This window comes from Candidatus Weimeria sp. HCP3S3_B5, from assembly GCF_052064335.1.
Taxonomy (GTDB): Bacteria; Bacillota; Clostridia; order Lachnospirales; family Lachnospiraceae; genus Weimeria.
In genome coordinates, this window is sequence record NZ_JBQHVU010000002.1 from 207,654 (window position 1) to 221,874 (window position 14,221).

The 14,221-nt window shown below is 46.8% G+C and carries 13 protein-coding genes and 2 tRNA genes; all 15 read left to right on the top strand.

All coding sequences use genetic code 11. From position 1 onward, the window contains the following. The first annotated feature begins 29 nt into the window (after positions 1-29). Positions 30-1,670 carry an ABC-F family ATP-binding cassette domain-containing protein gene (locus ACTNCK_RS02190; RefSeq protein ID WP_441080715.1) on the top strand — a complete coding sequence of 547 codons (1,641 nt, stop codon included), beginning with the start codon at positions 30-32 and terminating at the stop codon, positions 1,668-1,670. Between the two features lie 193 nt (positions 1,671-1,863). Continuing rightward, positions 1,864-1,936 (top strand) — tRNA-Val (locus ACTNCK_RS02195). 22 nt (positions 1,937-1,958) lie between these two features. Then, positions 1,959-2,032 (top strand) — tRNA-Met (locus tag ACTNCK_RS02200). A gap of 122 nt (positions 2,033-2,154) precedes the next feature. Next, entirely contained in the window at positions 2,155-2,682 is a 528-nt protein-coding gene (ispF, locus tag ACTNCK_RS02205; RefSeq protein WP_441080716.1) for a 2-C-methyl-D-erythritol 2,4-cyclodiphosphate synthase, read from the top strand. A gap of 13 nt (positions 2,683-2,695) precedes the next feature. Continuing rightward, positions 2,696-4,102 carry a cysteine--tRNA ligase gene (gene cysS / locus ACTNCK_RS02210; RefSeq protein ID WP_441080735.1) on the top strand — a complete coding sequence of 469 codons (1,407 nt, stop codon included), beginning with the start codon at positions 2,696-2,698 and terminating at the stop codon, positions 4,100-4,102. Next, positions 4,087-4,560: a Mini-ribonuclease 3 gene (locus ACTNCK_RS02215; protein ID WP_441080717.1), complete on the top strand. Its 474-nt coding sequence runs from the start codon at positions 4,087-4,089 to the stop codon at positions 4,558-4,560. Before cysS ends, ACTNCK_RS02215 begins: the two co-directional genes overlap by 16 nt. Then, positions 4,553-5,296: a 23S rRNA (guanosine(2251)-2'-O)-methyltransferase RlmB gene (gene rlmB / locus ACTNCK_RS02220; protein ID WP_441080718.1), complete on the top strand. Its 744-nt coding sequence runs from the start codon at positions 4,553-4,555 to the stop codon at positions 5,294-5,296. Before ACTNCK_RS02215 ends, rlmB begins: the two co-directional genes overlap by 8 nt. Then, positions 5,293-6,459, top strand: a complete 1,167-nt coding sequence (locus tag ACTNCK_RS02225; RefSeq protein WP_441080719.1) for a cysteine desulfurase family protein — start codon at positions 5,293-5,295, stop codon at positions 6,457-6,459. Before rlmB ends, ACTNCK_RS02225 begins: the two co-directional genes overlap by 4 nt. Next, positions 6,456-7,532: a tRNA 2-thiouridine(34) synthase MnmA gene (mnmA, locus tag ACTNCK_RS02230; protein WP_441080720.1), complete on the top strand. Its 1,077-nt coding sequence runs from the start codon at positions 6,456-6,458 to the stop codon at positions 7,530-7,532. Before ACTNCK_RS02225 ends, mnmA begins: the two co-directional genes overlap by 4 nt. 4 nt (positions 7,533-7,536) lie before the next feature. Then, positions 7,537-8,334 carry a histidinol-phosphatase HisJ family protein gene (locus tag ACTNCK_RS02235; protein WP_441080721.1) on the top strand — a complete coding sequence of 266 codons (798 nt, stop codon included), beginning with the start codon at positions 7,537-7,539 and terminating at the stop codon, positions 8,332-8,334. A gap of 131 nt (positions 8,335-8,465) precedes the next feature. Next, a complete protein-coding gene (gene gap, locus ACTNCK_RS02240; RefSeq protein WP_441080722.1) occupies positions 8,466-9,473 on the top strand; it encodes a type I glyceraldehyde-3-phosphate dehydrogenase in 1,008 nt (335 codons plus the stop codon). Between the two features lie 81 nt (positions 9,474-9,554). Next, positions 9,555-10,778, top strand: coding sequence for a phosphoglycerate kinase (locus ACTNCK_RS02245; protein WP_441080723.1), 1,224 nt, complete (start codon positions 9,555-9,557; stop codon positions 10,776-10,778). Between the two features lie 122 nt (positions 10,779-10,900). Next, positions 10,901-11,650, top strand: coding sequence for a triose-phosphate isomerase (gene tpiA, locus ACTNCK_RS02250; RefSeq protein WP_441080724.1), 750 nt, complete (start codon positions 10,901-10,903; stop codon positions 11,648-11,650). Positions 11,651-11,810: 160 nt separating this feature from the next. Further along, a complete protein-coding gene (locus ACTNCK_RS02255) occupies positions 11,811-13,061 on the top strand; it encodes a glutamine synthetase family protein (protein ID WP_441080725.1) in 1,251 nt (416 codons plus the stop codon). A gap of 17 nt (positions 13,062-13,078) precedes the next feature. Then, the gene (locus ACTNCK_RS02260; RefSeq protein WP_441080726.1) at positions 13,079-13,648 is read left to right on the top strand and encodes an ANTAR domain-containing response regulator; all 570 of its coding nucleotides are present in this window, start codon (positions 13,079-13,081) and stop codon (positions 13,646-13,648) included. The last annotated feature ends 573 nt before the right edge of the window (positions 13,649-14,221 follow it).

Below are 14,221 nucleotides of genomic sequence, written 5' to 3' on the forward strand. Positions count from 1 at the left end.
AAAGTTTTGCAAATCGACGGAGGATACAGATGATACAGGCTTCTAATATTTCCCTTCGGGTAGGGAAGAAGGCATTATTCGAGGACGTAAATATCAAGTTTACAGAAGGGAACTGCTACGGGATCATCGGCGCAAATGGCGCCGGTAAGTCAACCTTTTTAAAGATCCTTTCAGGAAGGCTTGAGCCGACGACAGGAGAGATCTCCATCACACCGGGACAGAGACTGTCCTTCCTCGAGCAGGACCAGTTCAAGTATGACGAGCAGCAGGTCCTTGATACAGTGATCCAGGGAAACCAGCATCTCTACGATGTCAGGGAGGAAAAGGATGCTATATATGCCAAGCCTGATTTTTCCGATGAGGACGGTATCAGGGCATCAGAGCTCGAGGCTGAGTTCGCCGATATGGATGGCTGGAATGCCGAGAGCGACGCCGAGACCCTGCTTAATGGGCTTGGAGTTGATACAAAGTATCATAGCATGCAGATGAAGGAGCTTCCGGGAGCTTTAAAGGTCAAGGTCCTTCTTGCCAGAGCTCTTTTCGGGAATCCGGATATACTGCTTCTCGACGAGCCTACAAACCATCTCGATCTCGATGCCATAGGCTGGCTTGAGGAGTTCCTCATCAACTTTGAGAATACGGTCATAGTCGTTTCCCACGACAGATATTTCCTGAACAAGGTCTGCACACATATAGCGGATATCGATTATGGTAAGATACAGCTCTACTCAGGAAACTATGATTTCTGGTATGAGTCCTCCCAGCTTATTTTAAAGCAGAGGAAGGAAGCCAATAAGAAGAAGGAGGAGCAGATCAAGGAGCTGAAGGAATTCATCTCCAGATTCTCAGCCAATGCTGCCAAGAGCAAGCAGGCCACCTCACGAAAGAAGGCTCTTGAGAAGATCGAGCTGGATGATATACGCCCTTCATCAAGGAAGTATCCTTATATAGACTTCCGTCCTAAGAGAGAGATAGGAAATGAGGTCCTTACAGTCGAGGGACTTACAAAGACTATAAACGGAAAGAAGGTCCTTGACAATATATCCTTTGTAGTGGGCCATGATGACAAGATCGCTCTTGTAGGAGGAAATGAGGCTGCAAAGACAGTCCTTTTCGAGATACTTTCAGGCAATATGGAGCCTGACAGCGGTGACTATAAATGGGGAGTCACGACATCCCAGTCATATTTCCCTAAGGACAATACAGCCATATTCGACAACGACATGATAATAGCTGACTGGCTTACCCAGTTCTCAGAGATAAAGGATGCAACCTATGTCCGTGGCTTCCTTGGAAGGATGCTATTCGCCGGTGAGGATGGCAATAAGAAGATGAAGGTCCTTTCCGGAGGTGAGAGGGTAAGGGTCCTGCTTTCGAGGATGATGATAGAGGCATCAAATGTCCTTATCCTTGACGAGCCTACCGACCATCTCGACATGGAGTCGATCACGGCTTTGAACCAGGGACTTATTAAGTTCAAGGGAGTCCTGCTATTTTCCTCAAGGGATCACCAGATAGTAGAGACTACGGCCAACCGTATAATGGAGATCCTTCCTGACGGCAGCCTGATCGACAAGATCACGACATACGACGAGTATCTCGAGTCCGATGAAATGGCTCGTAAGAGGACAGTCTACAACACAACGGATGATGAAGAATCCGACGACTAATTTTTTAAAAAAACTCCTTGACATTCTCTCAGACATTTGATAAACTGTACAAGTCGCCTGAGAGAAAGCAAAGTGCATGATCAAAGGGGCCCCCAGAAAGCCTGCTTTCTGGGGAGAGGAGACACGATGGAGCGGCTTGCATGTCTGTCTGTTTTTAAAGACTGGCATGTAGAAGCGGAATCCGTGTCGACGAGGGATCTTAGCTCAGCTGGGAGAGCATCTGCCTTACAAGCAGAGGGTCATAGGTTCGAGCCCTATAGGTCCCATTTATCTGCATTTCGCAGATGTGGCGAGATAGCTCAGTTGGCTAGAGCACACGGTTCATACCCGTGGTGTCAAGAGTTCGAATCTCTTTCTCGCTATTGCAATGGAGCGGACGGAGCCTTAGGGTTCCGTCCGTTTTTGTTTACCGGCGGTGGTTGACAGCCGCTTTTTATCGCTTTATAATCGATCTATTATGTATTATCTGTCAGAGGAGATGTAAATGAGGATAGGAAACGGATATGACGTTCATCGTCTGGTCACAGGAAGGGACCTGATCATTGGTGGCGTGAGGATCCCTTATGAGAAGGGACTGCTGGGACATTCAGACGCGGATGTCCTGATTCATGCAGTGATGGATGCCCTGCTCGGAGCAGCAGGACTTGGAGATATAGGACTTCATTTTCCTGACAGCGATGACAGATACAGGGGAGCCGATTCCAGAGAGCTCTTAAGAAGCGTCAGACAGAAGCTATTAGACAGGGGCTTTGTCGCAGGAAATATCGATGCAACGGTCATAGCCCAGGCACCCAGGCTTCGCCCATATATAGACCGGATGAAGGAGAATATAGCAGCAGATCTGGAGATTGCCCCCGATCTGGTGAATGTCAAGGCTACTACAGAGGAGCATCTGGGCTTTACAGGCAGAGGCGAGGGAATAAGCGCCTCCTGTGTCTGCCTTGTCGATTCTATCTATGATGCAGCTTATTCAGTCGGATGCGGCTGTCAGGGATGCCCAGAGAGGAAATAAGGAGAATACCATGATAAGAATTTACAATACTCTCACCCGTAGAAAAGAAGATTTTGTTCCAATAAAGGATGGCAGGGTTAGCATGTATGTATGCGGTCCTACTGTCTACAACTACATTCATATAGGAAATGCCCGCCCTATGATCGTATTTGACACGGTCCGCAGGTATTTCCTTTATAAGGGCTACAAGGTAGACTATGTATCCAATTTTACAGATGTGGATGACAAGATCATAAGAGAGGCCAATGAGGAAGGCAAGACAGCCAAGGAGGTGGCTGATTTCTATATTGCTGAGTGCAAAAAGGATATGGAGTCCATGAATATCATGCCTGCCACAGCCAATCCTCAGGCCACTCAGGAGATCGACGGCATGATATCGATGATAGAGACCCTTATAGAAAAGGGAAGTGCCTATGTGGCAAAGGACGGGACGGTATACTACCGTACAAGGAGCTTCCCTGGATACGGCAAGCTCTCTCACAAGAATATAGATGATCTGGAGGCAGGCCACCGTGACATAAAGGTCACAGGTGATGACAAGGAGGATTATCTGGACTTCGTTCTATGGAAGCCGAAGAAGGAGGGAGAGCCATCCTGGCAGTCACCATGGTGCGACGGAAGACCGGGCTGGCATATAGAGTGCTCTGTCATGTCGAGGAAGTATCTGGGTGATACGATAGATATCCATGCAGGAGGAGAGGATCTTATCTTTCCTCATCATGAGAATGAGATAGCCCAGTCAGAGGTGGCTAACGGAGTTCCGTTCGCCCACTACTGGATGCACAACGGCTTCCTGAATATCGACAATAAAAAGATGAGCAAGTCCCTGGGTAACTTCCTGCTTGTAAGAGAGATCCTGAAGAGATATAACGGAGATGTACTACGCTTCTTCATGCTCCAGGCTCAGTACAGAAGTCCTCTGAACTATTCCGAGGACCTTATGGAGTCCGCCAAGAACGGCCTTATCCGTATCCGTACCTGCGGAGACAGGCTTAAGGATCTGATAGCCTCTGCAAGCGAGATGGAGATGAGCGAGGAGGAGGACGAGCTGCTGGATACGACCAAGGAATATGTCGAGAAGTTCGAGGATGCAATGGATGATGACTTCAATACAGCAGATGCCATTGCCGCTATCTTTGAGCTTGTGAAGTTCGCAAATACAAGTCTTGATTCGGACAGCTCCACCCAGATGCTTATGGCTGTATTCGAGAAGCTGGAGAGGATGATGGGAGTTTTAGGACTCCAGTTTACCATAGATCATGACGATCTTGATTCTCATGTTGAGGAGCTCATAGAGAAAAGACAGCAGGCAAGAAAAAACAAGGACTTCGCTCTCGCAGACAAGATTCGTGATGACCTTCTGAACGAAGGAATAGAGCTGATGGATACAAGGGACGGTGTGAAGTGGAAGAGGATCTGACATTTGCGGCGCTTAAGGCACTGTATTCCCTTCCAGATGTAGACATAAGGACATATTCCCCGCTCTCGCTTGCTTTTCTGGGAGACGGAGTCTATGAGCTTATAGTCCGTTCCATAGTAACGGGACAGGGCAACAATCATCCAAGCAGGCTTCATAATATGAGCGCCCATATAGTAAAGGCAAGCTCCCAGCGCCGTCTGGCAGAGGCTATAGAGCCTCTTCTTAGTGAAAGGGAAAAGGATGTCCTGAGGCGGGGGCGCAATGCCAAAAGCTATACCCACGCCAAGAATGCCACAATAGCTGACTACAGGATGGCTACAGGCTTTGAGGCTCTTCTAGGCTACCTTTTCTTAAGCGGTCAGGATGAGAGACTTCTGTCCCTGATCAGGAAGGGACTTGATGAGACAGGACTTATTAGAATAAGACCAAAGGACACAGAGGAAAAAAACGATGCATGATAAGAGCACAGTGATCGAGGGCCGCAATGCAGTTATAGAGGCCTTGAGAAGTGATATTACAGTCGAAAGGGTTTTTATCTTAAAGACCTCAACTGATGGACCTGTTAATACGATAATCCGTGAGGCGAGGAAGCAGGACATAAGGATCGATTTTGTAGACAAGTCAAGACTCGATGAGATCTGTCCTGACAGAAAACACCAGGGAGCTGCAGCCTATGTGGCTGCTTTTTCATACTCGACTATTTTTGACATATTAAAGAAATCAGAGGAGAAGGGTAAGGATCCATTCATCTTTATACTTGATGAGATAGAGGATCCGCATAATCTGGGAGCCATAATCCGTACTGCCAATATGTGCGGAGCGGACGGTGTGATAATACCTAAGAACAGGGCGGCTGGACTTACAGCGACTGCCATGAAGGCATCTGCGGGAGCCGTTGCCTATACCCCGGTCGCAAAGGTTACCAATCTTTCCAGAACCATAGACGAGCTGAAGGAAAAGGGCATCTGGGTCTATGGCCTTGATATGGATGGAGAAAGCATATACAAAACCGCTCTTACAGGGCCTCTGGCTCTTGTCGTTGGAAACGAGGGAAAAGGCATAAGCCGGCTTGTAAAGGAAAAGTGTGATGCCATTCTTTCTATACCGACATTTGGAGACATAGACTCGCTTAATGCCTCAGTTGCCTGCGGAGTAGTGGCATTTGAGGCCCTGCGCCAGAGGATTGGCAGATGATATATCTTGATAATGCTGCGACAACAAGGATCAGGCAGGAGGTGCTAGGTGAGATGCTTCCCTATTTTGACCAATACTATGGTAATGCCTCGGCTGTCTATTCTCTTGGCGCAAAAAGCAGATATGCAATAGATCAGGCCCGTGACAGGGCAGCAGCTCTTCTTTCCACCAGGCCTGAGCGGATATTTTTTACATCAGGTGGCAGTGAGTCTGATAACTGGGCACTTATAAAGACTGCTGAGATGCTTTCTCATAAGGGCAGGCACATAATCACCACACAGATAGAGCATCCGGCTGTACTAAATACTGCCAGATCACTTATGGAAAGAGGATTTGAGGTCACATTTCTTCCTGTAGACAGCGAGGGATTTGTCTCGCCTGAGGCGGTTAGGGACGCTATAAGGGATGATACCATCCTTGTTTCTGTAATGACTGCGAACAATGAGATAGGGACGATAGAGCCTGTAGCTGAGATAGGAGAGGTCTGCCACGAGGCCGGAGTTCTCTTCCATACTGATGCAGTCCAGGCTTTCGGACAGATACCTATGGATCCTGACCGGATGAACATAGATCTGCTCTCTGCAAGCGCCCACAAGATCTACGGGCCCAATGGAGTCGGGCTTCTCTATATAGGGCCGTTTGCATCTCATATAGGTGCCTTGATCCACGGAGGTGGTCAGGAGAAGGACAAAAGATCCGGAACAGAAAACGTGCCTGGCATAGTTGGCTTCGGAAAGGCCTGCGAGCTGGCAGCGGCTACCATAGAAAAGCGAATGGAGGCCGAGTCGGCTCTTCGTGATCATCTGATAGGCCGGATACTCGACGAGATAGAATACAGCAGTCTAAATGGGCCATCAGGAGATAAGCGACTGCCGGGGAATATAAATATAAGCTTTAAGTATATAGAGGCCGAGTCCCTGCTTATCCTTCTCGATCAGAATGACATAGCAGCATCAAGCGGGTCGGCCTGCTCGGCAGGAAGCATAGAGCCGTCTCATGTACTGCTTGCCATTGGACGGGATGAGGAAGAAGCCAGGGAGTCGATAAGGATGACTCTTTCTGATAAGACCACTTTAGAGGAACTCGATCAGACAGTGGAGATTCTTAAGAAAAATATTGACATGTTAAGAAGCTCCAATATTTTCTATCAGGCAGCAAAATGAAGAAGAAAGTTGTTGTTGGTATGAGCGGCGGAGTCGATTCCTCAGTAGCCGCTTATCTGTTAAAAAAAGAGGGATATCAGGTGATCGGGGTTACAATGCAGATATGGCAGAATCCCGATCAGGCCTGCCGTCTGGAGGAAAGAGGCTGCTGCGGCCTCTCAGCCGTTGAGGACGCCAGGAGAGTGGCAGCTATTCTTGATATCCCATATTATGTGATGAATTTCAAGGACGATTTCAGGAAATACGTAATGGATTATTTCGTGAATGAATACAAAAATGGCAGGACGCCGAATCCATGTATTGCCTGCAACCGTTATATCAAGTGGGAGGGGCTTCTTGGTCGAAGCCTTGATATTGGTGCGGATTACATTGCGACCGGACATTATGCCAGGATAGTTAAGCTTGGAAACGGCAGATATGCTGTAAAGAACTCTGTTACAGCAGACAAGGACCAGACCTATGTACTATACAATCTGACACAGGACCAGCTTTCCCATACTCTTATGCCGATAGGAGACTATGACAAGCCGACAGTCAGGCGTATAGCTGAGGAGGCCCATCTTCCTGTCGCCAGAAAAAGAGACAGCGAGGATATATGCTTTATCCCCGATGGGGATACAGGGGCCTTCCTCGACAGACAGCTGGGCCATGAGGCTCCCGGAGAGGGTGATTATGTCGATGCCTCAGGTAACGTCCTTGGCAGACACAGGGGTATAACCCATTATACCATAGGCCAGAGAAAGGGCCTTGGCATAGCTGCCGGAAGACGCATCTTTGTAAGGCAGATCAACCCTTCGACAAATGAGGTCGTACTCGGAGATAATGAGGATCTCTTCACAGACACTCTAATAGCCTCGGATCTTTCATATATGAGTGAGGAAAGATTTTCGCCTGAAAGGACATACATTGGCAAGATCCGCTACAGCGACAAGGGGACCCCATGCCGTGTATCCTATGAGGGCGACAGGATCCGCGTGCTTTTCGAAAGAAAGGTAAGGGCAGTCACTCCGGGGCAGGCACTTGTCCTCTATGACGGGGACTATGTGGCCGGCGGAGGCGTGATAGAAGGATGATATTATGATCGATTCACATATGCATACAAGGTTTTCAGGCGACAGCGAGGCAGACCCGCTTGACATGATAAAAGCAGCCAGAGAAAGGGGACTTGACGGTGTCTGCTTTACCGATCATCTGGATCTCGATTATCAGGAGGAACCGCATCTTTTTGATCTCGATATAGAAGGCTATATTTCATATATGGCAGACCTTAAGAAAAGATACGAGACAAGCGATTTTAAGATCTATACAGGTATAGAGCTTGGCCTTAAGAGTGAGCTTGCCCAAAAGCATCATGAGCTTCTGAAAGAATACAGCTTTGATCTGGTCATAGGCTCTGTTCATGTCGTAAACGGAAGGGATCCTTACTACAGGAGTTTTTATGACGGGATAAGCGCAAGGGAGGCCTACAGGCTCTATTTCGACCAGGTTCTTTCGAATATCCGCTCCTTTGATGAGTACGATACCTTAGGACACTTAGACTATGTGGCCCGCTACGGTCTCAAGTATTTCAACGAGCCGCTGGTCCTGTCTGAATACAAAGACCAGCTTGAGGCCATCTTTAAGCATCTGATCCTTCATGGCAAGGCTCTTGAGATAAATACCGGCTCATTCAGGTACGGGATGAAGGAGCCGAATCCCTCATATGATATCTTAAGGCTATACTATGATCTCGGAGGCAGGGATGTGACTATAGGTGCAGATGCCCATAGTCCCCAGACGGTAGGTGATCATTTTGAGGAGGTTTTAAGAAGGACAGGTCCTTATTTTAGATTTTTTAGAAAATTCAGACTGGACCACCCGGAATATCAGAATTAATATTTTTCCGTTAAATCTTTATCAAAGTAAAAATCAAGGCTTGCAAATTGAAGTCAAAACCGTTATGATATAGATGTTTACGGGAATTGTTCCGAAGACAGAACAAATATTATTTGTAGGAGGAATTACAAATGGCAGTAAGAGTAGCAATCAATGGATTTGGACGTATCGGTCGTCTTGCATTCCGTCAGATGTTCCAGGCAGAGGGTTATGACGTTGTAGCCATCAACGATCTTACCAGCCCTGAGATGCTTGCTTATCTTCTGAAGTATGACACCACACACGGAAGATACAATGGAAAGGTTGAGAACACAGATCACTCAATCATCGTAAACGGCAAGGAGATCGAGATCTACAAGGAGAAGGACGCAGCTAACCTTCCTTGGAAGAAGCTTGACATCGACGTAGTTCTTGAGTGCACAGGCTTCTATACATCCAAAGAGAAGTCAATGGCACACATCAATGCCGGCGCTAAGCACGTAGTAATTTCTGCACCTGCAGGAAACGATCTGAAGACCATTGTTTACAATGTAAACCACAAGACACTTACAGCTGATGACCAGATCATTTCTGCTGCATCATGCACGACCAACTGCCTTGCACCTATGGCTAAGGGATTAAATGATCTTGCTGCTATCAAGTCAGGTTTCATGACTACAGTTCACGCATATACAGGTGACCAGATGATCCTGGACGGACCTCAGAGAAAGGGCAACCTTCGCCGTTCAAGAGCAGCTGCTATGAACATCACACCGGCTTCTTCAGGAGCTGCAAAGGCAATCGGCCTTGTTCTTCCTGAGCTCGATGGAAAGCTTAACGGAGCTGCACAGCGTGTTCCTACCGCTACAGGTTCTACAACTATCCTTGACGCAGTAGTTACAGGAAAGGTTACAGTTGACCAGATCAACGCTCAGATGAAGAAGGAAGAGACAGAGTCATTCGAGTACAACGAGGATGAGATCGTTTCTTCAGATATCATCAACAGCACTGCTGGTTCAATCTTTGACGCTACACAGACAAAGGTTCTTCCTATGGGAGATGATACCTTAGTTCAGGTAGTTTCATGGTATGATAATGAGAATTCTTACACAACTCAGATGTGCCGTACTATCAAGTACTTCGGTTCTCTGATCAAGTAATAGATTCTCTTTTCTAATCAGGACTTTGACGGGTCCGGTCATTTGGGCCGGGCCTTTTGTTTTTATTGGAGGAATTCCACAATGGGACTTAATAAAAAGACAGTAGATGACATCAACGTAGCAGGAAAGAGAGTCCTCTGCCGCTGCGATTTCAATGTACCGCTCGTAAATGGAAAGATCACAGACGAGAACAGACTGGTAGCTGCTCTTCCTACCATAAAGAAGCTTATTGCTGACGGAGGAAAGGTTATCCTCTGTTCACACTTGGGAAAGGTAAAGACTGAGGAGGACAAGAAGACAAAGACTCTTGCTCCTGTAGCAGTAAGACTTTCAGAGCTTCTTGGGCAGGAAGTGAAGTTTGCAGCAGATCCTGAGGTAGTAGGGCCTAACGCAAAGGCTGCTGTAGCAGCTATGAAGGACGGAGATGTTGTACTTCTCGAAAACACCAGATTCCGCTCTGAGGAAACAAAGAACGGAGAGGCTTTCTCAAAGGATCTTGCTTCACTTGCAGATGTATTTGTAAATGACGCATTCGGAACAGCCCACAGAGCACACTGCTCAAATGTAGGTGTGGCTGAGGAGCTTCGCAAGGAGGGCAAGCCGGCAGTAGTCGGATATCTGATGCAGAAGGAGATCGACTTCCTGGGAAAGGCAGTCGAGGATCCTGTCCGTCCATTTGTTGCCATCCTTGGAGGAGCAAAGGTGGCTGACAAGCTTAACGTCATCTCAAATCTCCTTGAGAAGTGCGATACTCTTATTATCGGTGGTGGTATGGCATATACCTTCATCAAGGCACAGGGATATACAGTTGGTAAGTCACTCTGCGATGATTCAAAGATCGACTACTGCAAGGAAATGATGGAGAAGGCCGCTAAGCTCGGAAAGAAGCTGCTTCTTCCTGTAGATGCTGTCTGCATCAAGGACTTCCCGGATCCTATCGATTCAGAGGTCGCTACAGAGGTCAAGGATATAAAGGCCATACCGGACGATATGGAGGGTTGCGACATCGGACCTAAGACAGCAGAGCTTTATGCATCAGAAGTCAAGAATGCAAAGACTGTAGTATGGAACGGACCTATGGGCGTATTCGAGAATCCTACTCTTGCAGCTGGTACATTAAAGGTCGCACAGGCAATGGCTGATGCAGACGCTACAACAATCATTGGTGGCGGTGATTCAGCTGCAGCTGTAAACCAGATGGGACTTGGAAGCAAGATGAGCCATATCTCCACAGGAGGCGGAGCATCACTTGAGTTCCTCGAGGGTAAGGAGCTCCCGGGAATAGCAGCAGCAGATGAGAAATAAGGTGAGAGGTTAGAGGTGAGAGGTGAGAGGTGAGAGGTGAGAGGTGAGAGGTGAGAGGTGAGAGCCTCACACCTCAGACCTCAGACCTCACACCTCACCCCTATCAGTAAGGAGAATCATAAATGAGAAAAAAAATTATCGCCGGTAACTGGAAAATGAATGAGACTCCAAGCGAGGCTTTAAAGCTTGTTGAGACCTTAAAGCCGCTTGTTGAGAATCCGGATGTAGATGTAGTTTATTGTGTACCTGCTATCGATATAGTACCTGTAGCAGAGGCAGTAAAGGGAACCAATGTCCATGTAGGTGCAGAGAACCTCTATATTGAGGACAAGGGCGCTTATACTGGAGAAATCTCTGCTCCTATGCTTAAGGATGCAGGAGTAGAGTACGTGATCATTGGTCATTCTGAGAGACGTGGATACTTTAACGAGACCGATGAATTCCTGAACAAGAAGGTAAAGAAGGCGTTTGAGTATGGATTCACACCTATCCTCTGCTGTGGTGAGTCACTTGAGCAGAGAGAGCAGGGTGTTACACTTGACTGGATCCGTATGCAGATCAAGCTTGATCTCGCAGGCGTATCAAAGGATCAGGCAGCTTCCATGGTCATCGCCTATGAGCCTATCTGGGCCATCGGGACAGGAAAGACAGCTACAGCTGACCAGGCTGAGGAGGTCTGCAAGGCTATCCGTGAGACTATAGCTGATATCTATGATACAGATACAGCAGAAAAGATCCGTATCCAGTATGGCGGATCTATGAACGCCGGAAACTGCAAGGAGCTTCTCGCAAAGCCGGATATCGACGGAGGTCTTATCGGCGGAGCATCCTTAAAGCCTGATTTCGGTCAGATCGTAAATTACAATAAATGATCATAAAACAAAGGTTTTAGTTGATTTTCTTTATGGTTTGAAGTAAAATCATAAAGTTGGTATTCCGCTTTTACAGGGAAAGCAGAATATCTCAACTAAATTTTAAAGCACCTTTCCAAATGCGTCTTGGATGGGTGCTGTTTTTTAATGAGGAGTAAATATGCCAGGTTATACTAAAGAAGAGGCGCTTGAGTATGTTGAGGAAAACGACGTCCGCTTTGTAAGACTTGCATTTTCCGATATGCTTGGAAACCATAAGAATATTTCGATACAGCCGGATATGCTGCCGGAGGCTTTTTCTTCAGGGATAGCCTTTGATGCTTTCAGAGTTCTTGGCTTTGACGATCCTAAGTACAGGGATCTCTATCTTGTGCCTGATCCGGATACGCTGTCTGTATTGCCGTGGCGACCGCAGACCGGAAGGGTTATCAGATTCTACTGCAATGTTGTCACTTCAGATGGGGAACCATATCCATATGACAGCAGACAGTTCCTTATAGATTCGATAAAGGAATGCCGTAAGCAGGGCTTTATGGTAAGACTTGGATTAAGGAGCGAGTTCTATCTTTTCAAGAATGATGAGGATGGTACGCCTACCCTTGAGCCTATGGATCAGGGTACATACTTTGATGTGGCGCCTCTTGACAGGGCAGAGAATATCAGGCGTGAGATCTGTCTTTCGCTTGCCGATATGGATGTTCCACCAAGGTCAAGCCACCATGAGACAGGCCCGGGACAGAACGAGATAGAATTCCGTGCATCGGGAGCCTTAAAAAGCGCCGATCATTTCATGACATATAAGAATGTCGTAACGACCATAGCTGCAAGAAATGGACTTACTGCTTCGTTTGACCCCAAACCTCTTGAGGGTATGCCTGGAAATGGATTCCATCTGAGGATAGCCCTTTTCAAGGAGACATCAAATCTGTTTGAAACGGATAAGGATACAGTATTTTCGTTTATGGCCGGCATATTTAACCGCATCCGGGATATCACTGTTTTCTTGAACACCAGAAAAGAGTCATATCTCAGATTCGGAGAAAATGAAGCTCCTAAATATCTGACCTGGTCCATTCAGAATGAGTCCAGACTCTTCAGGATACCTATGATTTACGGAAAGCATGAATACTGTCTTCTCCGTTCACCGGATTCAATGCTAAACCCATATATAGCCTTTGGTATGGTGATCCAGGCTGGACTTGAGGGAGTAAAGAACAAGGAAAAGCTTCCTGATCCACTTGAGAAGCCCGGAGATCAGATTTCCGACCAGGAGAGGAAAAAGTACTCAAAGCTTCCGCTTTCTCTTGAGGAGGCGATAGAGGTAGCCAATGAGTCCGACTTCTTAAACGATGAAAAAAGAAGGTCTATAACATCCCGTTTCCTTAAAACCCTAAAGGAAAATGAACTGTAGCCTATGGAGGTAGACCTTTGGAAAGAGCTTTGATAATAACAGATGCTCCTAAGGCGATGAGGTTCTTTCAGGATTTCTTGAAAAGCTATGGCTATCAGAAGATCCGTCTCTGTGCAACGGTAGAGGACGGGAAACAGGCTATGTCGGATTTTTCTCCAGATATATGTATCATAAATGGTCCTATAGGTACTGAGAGCGGCGAGGATTTCTCGGTAGAACTTGCATCAGATATGAACTGTCAGGTAATCCTTTTTGTCAAGGAAGACTATTATGATGATGTATCTGATAATGTGGAGAAGGAGGGCGTTCTAGTCCTTCCAAAGCCGGTAAGCAGATCGCTTTTTGCCAGAGCCTTAGGATTTGCAGAGGCCGCCGACGGCCGGATGAAAAAGGCCTGTCAGGAGATAAAGAGACTTGAAAGAAAGCTTGAGGAGGTAAGGATAGTAAACCGCGCCAAGAGCATCCTTATGAATGAAAAGAATATGTCTGAGGCAGAGGCACACAGATATATAGAGAAGACTGCAATGGACAGACGTGTCCCAAGAGGACAGGTGGCGGAGGAGATTATTGAGTTTTATCAGGTGTGAGGCCGAAAGTTTCGAGAAGAGAGCGAGCCATAGGCGAAGCTCGAATTTAGCGAAAAGAACTTCCTTAGCAAAATAGGTGAGAGGTGAGAGGTGAGAGGTGAGAGGTGAGAGGTGAGAGGTGTGAGGTGTGAGGTGTGAGGTGTGAGGTATGAGATTATGGAAATAAGTAAAACTATTGATTGATAAGCTGATATAGGATATAATGATATCTGTTTTGCAAGTGGGCTTATGATCTGAAAAAGGCTTGCGAACTGAAGCAAGGATGGGATTATTATCTGAATTTGAGTGAGGCTGCAATTTGAAGCTAGAGAAGGCTTGTGAGCTGAAGCCAGAGTAGGATGATTATCTGAATCTGAAAGAGGCTTTCGAACTGAAGCCAGAGAAGGATTATTATCTGAATCTGAAAGAGGCTTTCGAACTGAAGCCAGAGAAGGATTATTATCTGAATCTGAAAGAGGCTTTCGAACTGAAGCAAGGATGGGATTATTATCTGAATTTGAGTGAGGCTGCAATTTGAAGCTAGAGAAGGCTTGTGAGCTGAAGCCAGAGTAGGATGATTATCTGAATCTGAAA